The organism is Brumicola pallidula DSM 14239 = ACAM 615 (assembly GCF_000428905.1).
Taxonomy (GTDB): Bacteria; Pseudomonadota; Gammaproteobacteria; order Enterobacterales; family Alteromonadaceae; genus Glaciecola; species Glaciecola pallidula.
The window spans coordinates 296,561-312,686 of sequence record NZ_KE386815.1 but is presented as its reverse complement, the minus strand read 5'-3'; the positions used below and the strand labels follow the sequence as shown (position 1 = coordinate 312,686).

Below are 16,126 nucleotides of genomic sequence, written 5' to 3'. Positions count from 1 at the left end.
AGAAGGACCAGCAAAGTCCTTCTTTATCCAGTTAACGCTGCTAGTTCATTTTCGGTTCAAAGTTGCTACCGGACAGAAACATCCATTTTTTACCATCTCTAATCAACACTTCTGAAATCCGTGTAACTGAACGTTCGCGCTTGGCTTCAGAATCAGTCATTACCGTGGTCGAATAGTAGTTAACCACAGCGGTGTCGCCTACAACTGTGATTGATGCTGGTGAGTTTTCATAAATTAACGTACTACTGCTTTCATCACTATATCGAGACCATTTAATAGTCGAGGCTTTGTATGATGGGCCACCGCTATCAGCCCCCCAAGAAACGTAATTCTCATGTACATAGTCTTTAGGCCAATTTCCGTTTTCCGCGGCGTCATCGACCCAACTTTTCTGCACAATATCCCAAACCTCCATTTGGGCTTCATTCCAACTCGGCTGTTGTGCTTGTGCCGAAAAAACAAAAACTAAAAGAGTCACAAAACATAGTCTGATCAGTTGCATACTTTACATCCTTAAATTAGTGATTATAAGTTATACAAAAATTATTTTTTATATAACAAAACACACAATAGCACATAAAACATACAAAAATAGAGTAAAAATAATACAATACAACCGTGCGCAATTGAGGTGGCAGGACTAAAAGCCGACTAGTTTTAGCTGTGTTCGACGTGATTAATCAAAGAAAATGGTAATCCAACAATGCCTTGTAATTCCAACAGCATAATTATTCTTAGAAGCATGTAACCTTAGGTTGACAGAAACGTGAGATCTAGTCTGAGTTAAATGATATAGTTTTTAGGGCTTTGTGCAAAACACCTGACTCAGCAGTTATTCAGGGCATTTAGAATTAGTAAGCTGATATAAAAAGGACTTCGATTTTGCAAATACACACAATCCGTCATTCTCAAACAGGTTTCACCCTTATAGAATTAATCATTGTCATTGTTATCCTCGGTATTCTTGCGGTGACGGTAGCTCCTCGTTTTATTGATGTCTCTGATGACGCTCAAAGAGCAACAACCGCATTCGAAGCCGCGGCCTTTAGAGCGGGTATAAAGTTGGTTTACAGCGCCTATCAAGTTCGCCAAGAATCCCCAATCATTATGGGAGATAAAAGCGTCCAGATAGATAGCGTATCAGATTGGCCTACTGGCAGTGGCAGTGGCGTACAATTTTGCGTCAATCTTTGGGATTCGGTGGTTGATAGTTCGGTAAGTATTACCGGAAAAAGTGCTCCTGGCAGCTCACTCAGTGAGGGGTGGAACGCATTTGGAAATGCCGATTTATGTGCTTATTCAAAGAAAACGGGTGATTTGACATTGGCTGGTGGTAGCCTCCCACATTTTATTTACTACATCAGAGACTATGGTCCAGTGCCCTTTGGAGGGCAGGTTTACGAGGGTCGCGCAGGCGATATTAAAGCGTTTAACATATAACGTGGTGTCAGCAGATTGCACAAAATCAATCCACTAGCGTTAAGGTGGCTATCTATCGCTTGAGTTGAATAGGTTTGGACAGGATTTAGGCTGATAAAAATCTCATGCAGATTAATACTTCCCTTGTCAAAGGCATCTGGTACAATCAGTTTAATTGTTAATTAAATGTTGTATGTGATAAGCATGATTTATAAATCTCAAAGTCCAGCCGGTTTTGCTGAAGAATATATCGTTGAATCTATATGGAGTGGTCGTTTTTCTCCTGGCACAATCCTACCAGCGGAACGTGAACTATCTGAACTAATTGGCGTTACTCGCACAACGTTGCGCGAAGTCTTACAGCGCTTATCCAGAGATGGTTGGTTAACCATCCAGCATGGCAAGCCTACAAAAGTAAATAACTTTTGGGAAACGTGTGGGCTTAATATTTTGGAAACGCTTGCCCGTTTAGACGAAACAGGTCGTCCCCAATTAGTGGATAACTTATTGTCTGCGCGAACTAATTTGAGTGCTGTTTTTATGCGCGCCGCATTTAAGCAGAATGCGCAAAAATGTATAGAGATCATAGCGCGTTATTCAGAGGTTGAGCAGGATGGTAAGTCTTTTGCCCAATTTGACTATCAAATGCATCATGATCTAGCGTTCGCTTCGAATAATCCAGTGTATGTCCTTATGATGAATGGCTTTAGAAGCATGTATGCTCGCATAGGTGGCTATTTTTTCTCATATAAGCCTGCCCGCGATGTAGCAACCAAATACTACCAAGAACTGCTAGAAGTGTTAGCTCAAGATGAAGCTGATCGTGTCATTTCAGTGGTAAGACAGTACGGTATTGAAAGTGGAAAAGTTTGGCAACAGGTTAGAAAGGACATGCCAGAGAATATTGTCGACTAGTAGTTAAACTGCAGTTTGATAGTAATGCACACTAAATAGGACTCTAAGTGGACTAGGGACGGTTATCCGATTAACACAGCGCTAAGCTTTGTAAAAATAATATTTATAATAAGAAAACAGCTTATTTGCTTCAAAACAACAACAACCAGCGAAAAGGGCACCGCATGACAACAGCAGTTGATACTCCATTCCCTCACTTATTTCGACCACTAGATTTAGGTTTTACCACTCTGAAAAATCGTGTACTAATGGGCTCAATGCATACCGGCTTGGAAGAAGCACCGAATGGCCACAAGCGTATGGCTGCATTTTTCGCGGAACGCGCGAGGGGCGGCGTTGGCCTTATTGTAACTGGTGGAATAGGACCCAACGATGAAGGTGCCACACACGCAGTTACCAAGCGTTTAGATTCTGATGAAGCCATTGAACAGCATAAAGAAGTAACTGCTGCAGTGCATGCAGAAGGTGCAAAAATTTGTATGCAAATATTGCATACAGGTCGTTACGCTTATAATAAGAACTTAGTTGCTCCCTCAGCTGTGCAAGCGCCAATTAATCCGTTTATGCCTAAGGAACTAGACGAGGAGGGTATTCAAAAGCAAATTGATGACTTCGTACATACCGCTTTGCAAGCGCAGCGCGCCGGCTATGATGGTGTTGAAATAATGGGCTCTGAAGGTTACTTCTTAAATCAATTTATTGCAGCACGCACGAACTTTCGTTCAGACCAATGGGGTGGTGAATATCAAAACAGAATTAAGCTACCTATTGAAGTTGTGCGCAGAGTGCGTGACGCTGTCGGTGAGCGTTTTATTATCATTTATCGCCTGTCGATGCTGGACTTAGTCGAGGGTGGCTCTACTTATGATGAAGTCGTCGAGCTAGGACTGAAAATAGAAAAAGCCGGAGCCACATTAATCAATACTGGTATTGGTTGGCATGAAGCAAGAATTCCTACTATTGCAACCAAAGTACCAAGAGCCGCATGGACTTGGGTAACGGCAAAATTTAGAAACGCACTTAACATTCCGGTCATCACTTCCAATCGAATTAACACCCCTGAAATTGCCGAAGAAGTGCTAGCGCGCGGCGATGCTGATATGATCTCAATGGCGCGTCCATTCTTAGCCGATCCAGACTTTGTAATAAAGGCTCAACAAAATAAATCGAGCCAAATTAATACGTGTATTGGTTGTAACCAAGCTTGTTTGGACCATGCTTTTGAAGGCAAGATGACGAGTTGCTTAGTTAACCCAAGAGCATGCCACGAAACAGAGTACGTGATTGAACCTGCAACCGTAATTAAGAAAATTGCTGTTGTTGGTGCAGGACCAGCGGGTTTAGCTGCAGCAGCTACTGCAGCGCAACGCGGTCATAAAGTAACCTTGTTTGATGCTGATCTTGAAATTGGTGGTCAATTTAATATTGCTAAACAAATACCAGGAAAAGAAGAGTTTTACGAAACTATTCGCTATTTTGGTGTGATGCTAGCGTTGCATGGTGTTGACGTGAAATTAAATATTCGAGTAGATGCCACAGAGCTTAATAAAATGGGTTTTGACGACATAATATTGGCTACTGGTATCATGCCTAGAAAACTAAATATTGAGGGTATCGATCATCCTAAAGTACTCAGTTATATTGACGTATTGAAACATAAAAAACCGGTTGGTAAGTCTGTTGCTGTCATAGGCGCTGGTGGTATCGGCTTTGACACATCCGAGTTTCTCTCACATGGCAAGCAATCAACGAGTACTGACATACCTGCTTTTATGAAGGAGTGGGGCATTGATATGACGATGACAGCGAGAGGTGGCGTTGAAGGAATGCAACGACAACCTGAGCCGTCGCCTAGAGAGATCTTTTTATTGCAACGCAAATCGACTAAAGTAGGTGCTGGTTTAGGCAAAACAACAGGATGGGCGCATCGCGCGGGCCTAATGATGAAAGGAGTCAAGATGCTAGCGGGAGTCGAGTATTTGAAAATTGATGATGCTGGACTACATATTAAGGTTAACGATGAAGTACAAGTGTTGGCGGTTGATAATGTTGTGATATGCGCAGGACAAGAACCTTTAAAGGCACTAGCTGAAGGCTTAACAGCTCCTCATTACTTTATTGGTGGCGCTGATTTTGCTGCGGAGTTGGACGCAAAACGAGCGATAGATCAAGGCACGCGTCTAGCTGCAAGCTTGTAATCCTTTAATTAGGATACATAAGTACAATAATATTAGCGTTTAAAAATGCGAAAAAAACGGCAGAATTCTTACATAATCTGCCGTTTTTGTTTATCTATATAATGATAATGATAATGAGCATTTAGCCTGTTTTTTACTTAAACTGTAAGTATTTGCTTTAGCGCTCAAATAGTGTCATTTTCTGCTTTTCTGGATCAAATCTGAAATCGAAGTTTCTTAATACATTCATACCAAGCAATCCTTGAAACTTCCCGCTAAAGCTTTCGTCAGGCAACACAATCACACTGACATTATTTATAGTGATGTCACCCACCGTGATGGCTGTTAAAGTAAACAGCGGTGCCTCAATGTTTCCTCCTGCTGTTTGTACAGTAAAATTACCTACAAATTCTTTGTCACTTTCGGGTAGTTTAATAAATACACGCTGGCTTATAGCAGTGGTAGAGGCGCCAGTATCGAGCAATAGCAATTCGCTATAGCGATCTATCTTAGTCCTCACAAAAAACTGTTGTCCATTGCCTAAAACAGGCACCTTTCGTTTCGATAAACTGGCTGTTTCAGTCACCTTATTTTGTACTTCACCGGCAATGTCTGCCGCTGTTGGGGAGTAGATTGATTGACGTAATTGTTGCGCTCTAGCATCATCGTAAGGCAATGCAGCAAGTGCGTTTTCCATCAGTGTTACCTGTCCTTGTTTACCGTATGCTTTCGCTAATCCCATGATATATTCACGGTTTAGAGGATCAATTTGTAGCAAGGGCTCAATGAATGTGGCTAATAAATCCCAAGCAGTGTCGCGGCTAAGTTGCTGAATAGCTTTTGAGGTATTCGATTGAATAATACTGGTAACCTTATTTTCCTCTTCCTCGGGAAGCATCTTTTCCAGTAAATCATAATAAAATACGATTGCTGTGTTAAGTGGCTCGGTATGCAAAAAGAAGTCAGCTTCTATCAGCCAAGCCTTGTAGTCATTTGGATAAAGTTTTAAATATTCACGCAAGGGAAGCTTCAAATCGGCATATTTTTGTCTAGATTGTAAGGTTTGCAGTAGTGTAAATAATTCATCAACTGACATCGCCTGCGGCGCAATGACCGCATTTATAGCTTGCTGTTGAAGTACCGCATCTTCGGCGTTGCTGACTGCTTTATCACGGTGTTCATGATTGATTTTTATATACGTATCGGATCCCTCAAAATTGCTGATATTAGGCTCATTCAGTCTGTTGCTTGTGCTCGACAGCGCAGATTGGATCGCTGTTTTGTCGGCATTCATTTTAAATAAAAAATAAGCATTCAAACCTAAAGAAAGCAGCAGCGCGACCGTAAAGAATTTTTGCATGACTATGTATCCTATTCCTTTAGTAAGTTCATCACATTAGCCTAATTGATGAGCAGATGCAGCATCACCATATATTCCCACAAACTCGCGAGGCATCTTTTTGGGCGAGCCAGTTGTGAGTGATACACAGACAAAATGGGTCTGTGCCGTAAATACGGTCTTCTGAGTTCGTGTTGAAATAAACTGAAATTCGCGGCTCAATCTACATTTGTTATCACACGCCACTATCCAAGTAGCGCAGGCAATTTCATCGTGCAAATGCGAGGGCCGCTGATAATTCAATACATGTTGCTGAATAACCATGCCTCGGTCGAGATTTTTATATTCTTGCATACTCAACCCCAAATAATTGGAATGCTGCCAAGCGAGCGTTTCAAGTTGTGAAACATATGCCACGTTGTTTACATGCTGATAGTGATCGATGTGTTCTTGTTGTATATGCCACGTGTTTACAAACGGCAGGTTTCGTTGCCATGCCAGTGCGGATATGCGCTCGTCGTTGACATTCAATATTTGTTGTGCCGGTTTGTTCAATTTTACTTCCTGTTTTTGGACAAAAATTTGCAATCCAATGCCCAGATTAACTCGATTTACAGTACAATAGGTATTCATTTGTGAACATTCTGTCAATTCAATGAGTTTGTATTTTTGAAAGATTTACTTTTCCCAGTTAAGTGCAGCACGATTAAACAAGCTAACGATCTAGTTGAGCTATTTAATTATTGTTTTGCACAGACACAAAATACAATTTTGGTTGGTGATTCTGAGGAGCCAATTTATAAACCGAGTAATGACGCTTGTCAGTATGCTCAGGTCATTTTCACACGTGATTATTTTTCTAGTGCGCTGCATGAAATTGCACATTGGTGTTTAGCTGGAACACAGCGGCGTACCCAAATTGATTATGGTTATTGGTATCTTCCAGACGGTCGTGACCCCCATCAACAAACACAATTCGAAGCCGTTGAAGTAAAACCACAGGCGGTGGAATACGCCTTTTCATTGGCCTCGAATATTACATTTCGGGTAAGTATAGATAATCTGCAAGGCGGGCAAACGTCTAGTGAAAAATTTGAACGCGCGGTAGAGCAACAATTGGTAAGGTTCATTCAATCAGGCTTTAACACACGTACTCAACAATTTTTAGAGGCACTTCATTCCTTTTATGCGACGGCCTCTTTAACTACCCAACAAATTACTGAACATGAAAAAACCGACTATGGAGCACGATGTTGAAACGATTATTTAAACTAGGCTTAATAATTAATCCTTATTCAGGCATTGGCGGTGCACTTGCATTAAAAGGCAGTGATGGTGCTGACATCCGCCAACAGGCTTTGATTAGAGGTGCTGAAAAGTTGTCAGGCAAAAGAATGGCAATTGCTTTACAAGCTCTATTACCGCTCAAAAACGAACTTTCTATTTATACTGCATCCGGTGAAATGGGAGAAGATATACTGTCGTCAATGGGCTTTAATCATGTGGTTGTTTATCAGCATCAAGCGCAACAAACTGAATCGGCTGACACTAAAGCGGCAGCGCTTGAGTTAATCGCGCAAGCGGTTGATTTAATCTTATTTGCGGGAGGCGACGGAACAGCCAGAAATATTTGCGAAGTAGTTGAAAACCATTGTCCTGTTGTGGGCGTTCCTGCAGGGTGTAAGATACACAGCGGTGTTTATGCGATCACGCCAAAAGCGGCAGGTCAAGTTGTTGCACAAGTGATCAAAGGTGAACTAGTCAGTTTAATGTCAGGTGAAGTTAAAGACATTGATGAAACTGAATTCAGGGCCGGCAGAGTCATAGCAAAGCACTATGGTGAGATGCTGGTGCCTGAAGAATTACGTTATATTCAAGCGGTGAAAATGGGTGGCAAAGAGTCAGATGAACTTGTATTGTCAGATATTGCAGCGCATGTCATTGAATTAATGGACGATGAGCCTGATACATTATTTGTCATGGGGTCGGGCTCTACGGTGGATAGCATTATGCAGGAACTCGGCCTTTCAAATACCTTACTTGGTGTTGATTTAGTGCGGGGTCAGCAATTGCTTGCAAACGATCTGACCGCCGCATCTTTACTTGAACACTGTGCAAATAAGCCGGTTAAAATAGTGCTCACTCTGATTGGTGGGCAAGGTCATATTCTCGGGCGCGGCAATCAGCAACTATCACCTGAGCTAGTTAAAATGGTAAGTAAGCAAAATATCTTAGTCGTCGCTACAAAATCAAAATTACAAAGTTTACAGGGACGACCTTTAGTTTCTGACTCAGGAGATACGACATTGGATGAAATGCTAGTAGGTCCAATTCCTGTTATTACGGGCTTTCATGACTTAGTGTTATATTCAGTAGGCTCTATGTAAAACACGAATATGTGTTTTATGGTTATCTACTGCAGTTTGACACTGGATGCCAGCACCTGTTTGCATTGCACGCAGTGCGCATAAGTTCTAGCATCAACAATTATTTACAGGCAAGCTAAAGTCACGCACAACATTCGTTAATATAAAAAGGAGGAAGTTTTGAGTCAAGATTCGATTTTCATCGAAAAAGCCGATAAAATGCAGGCACATTTAGATTCATTCATCGTAGACGGCAGCGATCACGAATTGTTCATAGCAAGTTACTTACATGGCCATTTTGATGTCGCTGTTGCGAATGTTGAAAAGTTGATCGAACAGGGCGAAAATAATCCTATTTCGACTTTACAAGTCACGCTCGATAAGCAATTACAAAAAGCGTTTGGGAATAACGAACTTAGCACTTCAGACGCTGAACAAGTCAACACCTTGTTTAATTCGTTATTTCAATTATAAGTTTTTTTCAGCAATAAAATAAATTTCTGCAAAGTGGAACTCTTCTTGCAATCCTCCATGCAAATACAAGAGTTTGCCACTTTGTGAGAAATTGTTTTGAAAAATTCATTTACACCTTATGCCGTTTTGATCCTCAGCATGTTGAGTTTACTGTTGCTGCTAAGTTTGTCGGGTTGTTCAATGATCAACCCTGCGGTTACAGAGGCTAAAAACCCAAAACCAAGAGCGCTTGGAAATGTTGAATATCATACCAATCAATTGGCAAATGAGCTATTTGCTACCTTGAGACCTGACCGCAATTATCGCTTCGCGGTTGCTGGTTTTGTTCCTGTGGACTCATTTAAATCGAATCACAAACATCAAGAACCGCTTATGTTACTTGGTCAACAGCTGGAACAAGGCTTAATGACTGAAGCCGTGAAGCGTGGATTTGTTACTCAGGATTACAAAGCGGCAAATACTATCACCATTACGGAAAATTCTGACCGCGTTTTGTCACGCGATGTCGACAAATTAAACGCAGTACAGCGGGTGGACTTTTTTATCACCGGCACAATGACACAGCAACAACAAGGCGCTGTGGTCAATGCCAGAATTATTAATGCAAGAAGTAAAAATGTGGTTGCCGCTGCAACTAAATTCTTTCCAGGAGACATCTTTTGGGAAACAGAGCAAGTGACGACTCGCGGCGGAAAACTATACAGAATTGAAAACCAATCTAACGGAGCAGCCCTATGAAGCTTTTAATTACCACCCTTGCACTTGTGACTTTATCAGGTTGTTCAGTGTTGCCAGACATTAGCCCTTTTCGCAACAAAACTAACGAAGATGTGACTGCATCTGAGACGCAAAACGGAGTCGTTAATATTGAAGGTATAGAAAATACATTAGCAGCGCAAGAGACTCAAGAACAAGGTATTGATGAATTTGGCGCGATTGTAAAACCCACTGTCTATTCTAGCGTGAATGGCGCTTACAAAAGCCGTCCGCTGGCTAAAAATATTGGCGATTACGTGCGTAATATGGCGCAAGATCTAGTATCAAATATGGAATACGTGACAGAACGCACTCCTGTGGCTGTGACGCACTTTTCATTAATTGACAGTGACCTAAAAGAAACCAACCTGTTGGGTTATCAAATTGCGGAATCATTTGCTCATGAATTTCATAAATTCAGAATGCCTGTCGTGGAATTTAAAGCGACTCAGTTTATTCGAGTCACCGATAGCGGAGATTTTGTGTTATCACGTGATTTTCTTGACCTAACTAGCGCAACACCTATTCAGTACGTCTTAACAGGTACGATGACGAAGCATCAGGGCGGTTATATCGTGAATGCTAAAATGATTGGTATGGAGTCTAGCGTGATCGTTGCAAGTTCACAGATGCTGATCCCATTTTATGTTGTTGACGCCTTGATACCAAGTGAATCAAGCAAGGCGACTGACATTGTTGATGGCGTTAGATTAATAAAAGGCGAGTAACATGGCTATCAATAAAAAATTGATTTTAGCGGCAGCGAGTATTATTTTCTTAAATGGTTGTGCTGTAAGTAAAATGTTAATGGCGGGTTATACGCCGCCGCGAACTATCGCTGATCTTTTGCTTGAACAAGAGGGAGGTGAATTACAACTAGGCGACGATAAGCTGTCCAAAGGGCGTTCGGGTATCTCACTCGAAAATTACAAGGGGGATGCCGGATCATCAATGGACAATGGCGTAATTGACGATATGGGTAAAGCTGATTATATGCAGCCGTGGCAGGCGCCTTCTACCTTGTTCCGCCCTAGTTTTTCGCACAAGTCACTTGCAGATTATGCGGGCCAACTATCCATGCAGTTATTGCGCAATAGCGCCGGCATGAAAAAAGATGACTTAATTGGCGTTGCTTCATTTGTGCGATTGGACAAAAGCTTACAACAAACCAATATTTTAGGTAATCAACTTGCTGAATACTTTATATCAGAAATACAGCAATTTGGCTTGGCAGTAGTTGATTTTAAGATGACAAGTACGCTTAATATTACGCAACGTGGCGATTTTGTATTTTCGCGAGAGGCACTTAAACTTGCTGAAAATATGAAAATGGATCATATGTTGTCAGGCACTATGATTGATAAGTCAAAAGGAGTTCAGATAAATGCGCGAATTATCTCAATTGAGAATGGGCGTGTCGTTGCTAGTGCGTCGGTGTTAATTCCGCATTTTATTGCACAAAGCCTGCGCCCCGATTACATTTCAAGACTATCTGCGACGGATTAAATCTCGCACTACAAAGCGGTTAGGATTAAGCGCATTAAGCAATCGACTGTCCAGTGGCAATGGTGCTGAACACAGTTGACTTACCAATATTTCAGCCATCAATGGGGCGGTCGTTAAGCCCCTTGAACCTAAGCCTGTGAGCAAGTAAACGTTGGGCTGTACCGAAGGGATTGGATAATAATCATCGGCTTTCGCTTTATATAGCTCGCTTAGCTCTATCTTTTGTTTTTCAATTATCGGAAAAGCCCCGACTACGGGTAGATGATCGGGAAGGCTGCAGCGAATAGCGGCTCTGCCGCGTAAATCATTATTAGGTAAACCATTATTAGGTAAATCATGACGCAAACTATCGTCGCTGACCGCTTTATTTAATGCAAGCTTGTTTGACCAAGAAGTATTATTTAAGGCTTGTTGGTGCATGCGCAAATTTAACTCTCCTTCACTCTCTCTATACTCGGTATTCATATCATTTTTCACGTAAGTTGAGCCCATTGCATGATGATCATTGTGTGCGGGTGTCATATAACCTTTGTGACATAAGACGGCACTGAGGCCCGACAAACTTGTGTTGGTTGGAATACGCTCTACTTGTCCGCGAGTCATGCGAAATGGTAAATCCAGACCGCTTAATAGGTGTGATTCGGCACCGCAAGCGAGTACAACAATATCCGCCGTTTCATTTACAGTAGCTTCCACAGCAGCCTCTAAAGTCGCGTCGACATCAGCGTCAAAGTCATCTTCAATGTGCTTAAATATTAGTTGGTTTTGAAGTTGGCTTTCAGTTGGCACGATACTAACCAGTCGATGGTTTAGATAAAGGTTAAAATCGCCTTTACGGGCAGCGTCGATACACGCATGCACTAAACCGGGTGGTGACAACCATCCGCCCAATGGCAAATGCAGGCTAGGGCTAGTAATTGGTAAATTAGCAATGCTTGAGGCTTGCTTTGGTTCAACCCAATCGACTAGGGATTGAGGCCAGGTTTGTTTGCGCATCATATTTTGATAACGTGTAGTCACATTATCACTGAAACATAATTGTAAAACCCCGCACCATTGATGTTGAAACCAATAGCCTTGTGACAATAACTGGTCATAAAACTGACGAGCATATAAAAAGCTCTGCGCATGAATTTGGCTGGCAATACCTGCTTCCGCATTAAGTTGCGGGTAAAAACCGCCTTGTTCATTCCCTGAAGCGCCTTGGGCTAGGGTCTTGTCGGCACAAAATAAACTTACTTTTTTGCCGGCTCTAATGAGTTTCAAGGCACAAATAGCAGCAGCGATGCCACCGCCAATAATGGCAACATGTTGTTGCTTTAAAGACGGAGTGTCGGTTGTTGGTGGATGGCGATGAAATATGGGCGCTTGCCTTGGTGTAATTTGCTCATTCTTTTCAAACGTTATGCTACCCCGTAGCATTTCTGGTTTGGTGGCAAGCCATTTTTGTTTTTGTATAGCAAAACCGATACCTCTTAAGCCTTCTTCGACAATCTTGGTAGTGGTCAGTGTCGCAAAAGTTGCCTTGTCTCGGCTCAATCGCTTCATTTGTTTAAAAAGAGCCGGTTGCCACATCGATTCGTCATCACTAGGCGCGAAGCCATCTAAAAACCAAGCATCAATCCGACCTTCTTGGTGCGCATGGGCATATGTAAAACCTTCTATGGCATCGCCTAACCATAAATCTAAAACAACTTGATCAGCAAACAAGTGGATTCGATGCAAGCCAGATAATGGCATAGGATAAAGCGCAAGCAATGACTCACTTAATGTTGCTAGCTCGGGCCATAATGCCAACGTTTTGCTTAAATCTGACTTAGTTAAAGGGTATTTCTCAGTGCTAAAAAAATACAGTTGGCTTAACTGCGATGCGGGGTGATTTTTTCTAAATGTGATGAACTGCTGCGCGGCAACGAGAAAATTAAGCCCTGTACCAAACCCGGTTTCACCGATGTGAAAGCTAGGAAGAGAAGATGCAGCCCAACGTTCGTTTAGATTGTTACTTTTTATAAATACGTGATGAGCTTCTTGGATACCGTTTTCACTCGAAAAGTAGACGTCGTTGATTGTATTTGTGACCGGAGTTCCTTTTTCATTAAAAGCAATGTTGGCATTGGATATTTTCAAAAAACACTTCTCACTCATCGAATAAAACAGATAGTATGTTGTCAGCTAACGTTACATCGAACAAAATTCGTTCTTAATTTAGTCAGTCTACGTTTAACTGTTGATATGAATTACAGGTAAATCCGTGCTGAGTTAAGTGCCACCAGTATATCATGTGAAAACATCCTGACACAGTCACGCACAAGACTTAAACCAGCAAAGACGGCACGCCATAAACAGGTTACACTAGCAACAGAGGACAATGCTACCGGTTTGTTACTAGGGCTTTTGTATCAGATATGCCCCTTTGATTTAAGGCATGTTGATCTGAGGAGTGTCGGACGTTGTAAATATCGGACCACTTTAGCCACTAAAACCGTTACTATTGCCAGTAATGTAATAAATACGCTAAATCCAAGTTTACAGATTAACGTCTTCGCAAAACAACAAGGCGAGTGAATTGATCTAAGTTGTAGGCTTGCAAAAGTTTGCACCGCGCAGTATAAAAAATAATAATGAATTCGCAACAATATATTAGGTGAAAAATGAGAAGAGCAGTGATTACTGGCCTTGGCATCGTATCGAGCATAGGCAATAACAAACAAGAAGTGACCGATTCATTAAGAGCGGGTCGTTCGGGTATTACCTTTTCCCAACAGTTTGCCGATATGGGACTTCGTAGCCAAGTCTGGGGAGACCTAAAAATAGACTTGTCTGAGCACATTGACCGTAAAGCTCTGCGCTTCATGGGCGACGCTGCAAGCTATGCGTATATAGCGATGAAACAAGCGATAGAAGATGCCGGATTAACAGAAGAGCAATATTCGGATGAACGAGTGGGTATTATTGCCGGTTCCGGTGGCGCATCTTCTGAAAATCAAGTGATATCAGCAGATATCTTGCGTGAAAAAAGTGTGAAACGAATTGGTCCTTACATGGTAACTCGTTGCATGGGTAGTACTGTCTCAGCTTGTTTGGCAACTCCCTTTAAGATTAAAGGCGTGAACTATAGTATTTCTTCTGCCTGTGCAACGAGTGCACATTGTATTGGTAATGCGCTAGAAATGATCCAGTTAGGCAAGCAAGACATGGTTTTTGCGGGTGGTGGCGAAGAATTGCATTGGGCTTTATCAAGCCAGTTTGACGCAATGGGAGCGCTATCAACTAAATATAATGATGATCCAACAAAGGCATCGCGCACATACGATGTTGATCGCGATGGTTTTGTTAGTTCTGGTGGCGGCGGTATGGTCGTTGTGGAAGAGTTAGAGCATGCACTATCGCGCGGTGCGAAGATATATGCTGAAGTTGTAGGCTACGGTGCTACATCTGACGGCCATGATATGGTTGCACCATCCGGTGAGGGTGCTGTTAGATGCATGAAACAGGCATTACAAGGTATTGATCAACCAGTAGATTATTTGAATACTCACGGCACATCGACACCCGTTGGAGATGTAAAAGAGTTAGAGGCTATTCAGACCTTATTCGGCGAAAATAGTCCGCCGATGAGTGCAACAAAATCACTCACCGGTCATGCTTTAGGGGCTGCGGGTGTAAACGAAGCCATCTATAGTATGCTGATGATGGAAAACGACTTTATTGCACCGTCAATTAACATTGAAAATTTAGACGAAGCAGCAAAAGGTTTGGACATTGTGACCCAAACTAGAAAAGCAAAATTAGACCTTATCATGTCAAATAGTTTTGGTTTTGGTGGCACTAATGCCACCTTGGTATTTAAAAAATATCACGCTTAACTCCCCTTTAGCTTGCTCGCGCATTTCGGGGATGGCTAAACAATGAATAAAAAAACCATTCAATATTGAATGGTTTTTTTATATCAGTTTTAGTTGGCAATTTTTACCCATAGTAAACAGAATTTTACTAACGTATAAAGCATGGAGAACAGTAATTGAATATTTTGTACGATATAGCAATGCCTTATGCCGATGCTTTTTTTTCTAGCTTAGGTGAAGCAAAAGCTTTCGAATCAGGCAGCCTAACGTGTGAAGCGCTGGTTGATATTGATGCCTTATTTGTGCGTTCGACGACGAAAGTGGATGAGACATTATTACAAAAAGCCAATAAATTACAATTTGTGGCGACCGCAACAGCAGGTTTCAATCACCTGGACATTGATTACCTTGAGCAAAATAATGTGAAATGGTATGCGGCGGGTGGTTGTAACGCGACGGCCGTAGCTGAATATGTAACGAGCGCTATTTTTCAGCTTGCGTTTGAAGATGAATTCAATCCGTTTATTAAAAAAGTAGCCATTATTGGAGCTGGAAATGTAGGAACCGCACTGGCTGGTATCTTAAAAGGCTTGCAAATAAACTGTGTTTTATGTGACCCACCTTTACAAAAAATAGGTGACCAAAGGTCATTTGTAAATTTTGAAACTGCAATGCAGGCCGATATTATTTGCTTGCACACCCCACTTGCAACAAAAGGAGATTTTTCTACCTTGCACATGTTCGGTAGTGACGAATTATCAAAGTTATCTGAGCATCAATATCTTATCAATGCTTGTCGAGGTGAAGTTATTGATAACGACGCATTGTTAAGCTGTTTTGAAATGGGTAAAAAATTAAATGTTGTTCTTGATGTGTGGGAGAATGAACCCTTTATCAAACATGAATTAATCCCTCATGTTCGCATAGCAACAGCACATGTTGCTGGGCATACATTGGAAGGTAAAGCGAGAGGGACGTCGATGGTTTACGATGCCTTTTGTCGTCATTTTAATAAAAAAAATGTGCTTAAATTAGAACAATTCCTACCTGATTTTGAAAAGAACCTGTGCGTGGATCCATCATTTTCACCTTTAAATCAATTATTTCAGATGGTTAAGTTTATGTACGACATCAAAAAGGATGATGGTATTTTTCGCTCTCGCATGGCAAAATCAGAGGCGTTTGCTGATATTCGAACACATTATCCAGTGAGACGAGAATTTAGCGCAGTACAGACTGAGTTTGCCGCTGACACAGCACATAAAAAGAATAACAAGAACGTGGCACAAATAGCTGCGTCAATAGGGTTTAAAATAGCCAACTAACGAT

15 protein-coding genes are annotated in these 16,126 nt (G+C 41.7%); 11 read left to right on the top strand and 4 right to left on the bottom strand.

Annotated features, from left to right (window positions below):
- Window positions 1–40 precede the first annotated feature (40 nt).
- On the bottom strand, window positions 41–502 hold the full coding sequence (locus G399_RS0115225) for a hypothetical protein (protein ID WP_006014260.1): 462 nt from the start codon (window positions 500–502) through the stop codon (window positions 41–43).
- 380 nt (window positions 503–882) lie between these two features.
- Here G399_RS0115225 and G399_RS22795 point away from each other — a divergent pair, with 380 nt between their 5' ends.
- The 3 genes from G399_RS22795 to G399_RS0115210 all read left to right on the top strand — a co-directional run bounded on the left by G399_RS22795 (window position 883) and on the right by G399_RS0115210 (window position 4,532).
- Window positions 883–1,440 carry a prepilin-type N-terminal cleavage/methylation domain-containing protein gene (locus tag G399_RS22795; RefSeq protein WP_006014257.1) on the top strand — a complete coding sequence of 186 codons (558 nt, stop codon included), beginning with the start codon at window positions 883–885 and terminating at the stop codon, window positions 1,438–1,440.
- Window positions 1,441–1,623: 183 nt separating this feature from the next.
- Entirely contained in the window at window positions 1,624–2,334 is a 711-nt protein-coding gene (gene fadR / locus G399_RS0115215) for a fatty acid metabolism transcriptional regulator FadR (RefSeq protein ID WP_006014254.1), read from the top strand.
- Window positions 2,335–2,498: 164 nt separating this feature from the next.
- Window positions 2,499–4,532: an NADPH-dependent 2,4-dienoyl-CoA reductase gene (locus G399_RS0115210; protein ID WP_006014252.1), complete on the top strand. Its 2,034-nt coding sequence runs from the start codon at window positions 2,499–2,501 to the stop codon at window positions 4,530–4,532.
- 157 nt (window positions 4,533–4,689) lie between these two features.
- Here the strand turns inward: G399_RS0115210 and G399_RS0115205 are convergent, their stop codons facing one another.
- Window positions 4,690–5,871: a retropepsin-like aspartic protease gene (locus G399_RS0115205; RefSeq protein ID WP_006014250.1), complete on the bottom strand. Its 1,182-nt coding sequence runs from the start codon at window positions 5,869–5,871 to the stop codon at window positions 4,690–4,692.
- A 36-nt stretch (window positions 5,872–5,907) separates the two neighbouring features.
- Window positions 5,908–6,351 carry an acyl-CoA thioesterase gene (locus tag G399_RS0115200; RefSeq protein WP_034897419.1) on the bottom strand — a complete coding sequence of 148 codons (444 nt, stop codon included), beginning with the start codon at window positions 6,349–6,351 and terminating at the stop codon, window positions 5,908–5,910.
- A gap of 168 nt (window positions 6,352–6,519) precedes the next feature.
- On the opposite strand from G399_RS0115200, the gene G399_RS0115195 reads away from it, so the two are divergent.
- The 6 genes from G399_RS0115195 (at window position 6,520) to G399_RS21340 (ending at window position 10,952) form a co-directional block, all read left to right on the top strand.
- The gene (locus tag G399_RS0115195) at window positions 6,520–7,107 is read left to right on the top strand and encodes an elongation factor P hydroxylase (RefSeq protein WP_006014246.1); all 588 of its coding nucleotides are present in this window, start codon (window positions 6,520–6,522) and stop codon (window positions 7,105–7,107) included.
- The gene (locus tag G399_RS0115190) at window positions 7,101–8,237 is read left to right on the top strand and encodes an ATP-NAD kinase family protein (RefSeq protein WP_006014244.1); all 1,137 of its coding nucleotides are present in this window, start codon (window positions 7,101–7,103) and stop codon (window positions 8,235–8,237) included. The genes G399_RS0115195 and G399_RS0115190 overlap by 7 nt, the downstream gene beginning before the upstream one ends.
- Window positions 8,238–8,396: 159 nt before the next feature.
- Window positions 8,397–8,690: a YfcL family protein gene (locus tag G399_RS0115185; protein ID WP_006014242.1), complete on the top strand. Its 294-nt coding sequence runs from the start codon at window positions 8,397–8,399 to the stop codon at window positions 8,688–8,690.
- A 96-nt stretch (window positions 8,691–8,786) separates the two neighbouring features.
- Entirely contained in the window at window positions 8,787–9,428 is a 642-nt protein-coding gene (locus G399_RS0115180; RefSeq protein ID WP_006014239.1) for a FlgO family outer membrane protein, read from the top strand.
- Entirely contained in the window at window positions 9,425–10,174 is a 750-nt protein-coding gene (locus tag G399_RS0115175) for a FlgO family outer membrane protein (RefSeq protein ID WP_006014236.1), read from the top strand. The genes G399_RS0115180 and G399_RS0115175 overlap by 4 nt, the downstream gene beginning before the upstream one ends.
- A 1-nt stretch (window position 10,175) precedes the next feature.
- Window positions 10,176–10,952 carry a FlgO family outer membrane protein gene (locus G399_RS21340; protein ID WP_006014233.1) on the top strand — a complete coding sequence of 259 codons (777 nt, stop codon included), beginning with the start codon at window positions 10,176–10,178 and terminating at the stop codon, window positions 10,950–10,952.
- Here the strand turns inward: G399_RS21340 and mnmC are convergent.
- Entirely contained in the window at window positions 10,935–13,079 is a 2,145-nt protein-coding gene (gene mnmC / locus G399_RS0115165; protein WP_006014231.1) for a bifunctional tRNA (5-methylaminomethyl-2-thiouridine)(34)-methyltransferase MnmC2/FAD-dependent 5-carboxymethylaminomethyl-2-thiouridine(34) oxidoreductase MnmC1, read from the bottom strand. The genes G399_RS21340 and mnmC overlap by 18 nt on opposite strands.
- A gap of 524 nt (window positions 13,080–13,603) precedes the next feature.
- Between mnmC and fabB the strand changes: the two genes are divergently transcribed.
- Complete coding sequence (fabB, locus tag G399_RS0115160) at window positions 13,604–14,818, top strand: beta-ketoacyl-ACP synthase I (RefSeq protein WP_006014229.1); 1,215 nt, start codon at window positions 13,604–13,606, stop codon at window positions 14,816–14,818.
- A gap of 155 nt (window positions 14,819–14,973) precedes the next feature.
- Window positions 14,974–16,122, top strand: coding sequence for a 4-phosphoerythronate dehydrogenase (locus tag G399_RS0115155; protein ID WP_006010519.1), 1,149 nt, complete (start codon window positions 14,974–14,976; stop codon window positions 16,120–16,122).
- Window positions 16,123–16,126 lie beyond the last annotated feature (4 nt).

Coding starts and splice junctions, on each gene's coding strand:
- G399_RS0115190 (WP_006014244.1), top strand. CDS start 7,101: ATGTTGAAACGATTATTTAAACTAGGCTTAATAATTAATCCTTATTCA.
- G399_RS0115175 (WP_006014236.1), top strand. CDS start 9,425: ATGAAGCTTTTAATTACCACCCTTGCACTTGTGACTTTATCAGGTTGT.
- G399_RS0115225 (WP_006014260.1), bottom strand. CDS start 502: ATGCAACTGATCAGACTATGTTTTGTGACTCTTTTAGTTTTTGTTTTT.
- fabB (WP_006014229.1), top strand. CDS start 13,604: ATGAGAAGAGCAGTGATTACTGGCCTTGGCATCGTATCGAGCATAGGC.
- G399_RS0115210 (WP_006014252.1), top strand. CDS start 2,499: ATGACAACAGCAGTTGATACTCCATTCCCTCACTTATTTCGACCACTA.
- fadR (WP_006014254.1), top strand. CDS start 1,624: ATGATTTATAAATCTCAAAGTCCAGCCGGTTTTGCTGAAGAATATATC.
- G399_RS0115205 (WP_006014250.1), bottom strand. CDS start 5,871: ATGCAAAAATTCTTTACGGTCGCGCTGCTGCTTTCTTTAGGTTTGAAT.
- G399_RS21340 (WP_006014233.1), top strand. CDS start 10,176: ATGGCTATCAATAAAAAATTGATTTTAGCGGCAGCGAGTATTATTTTC.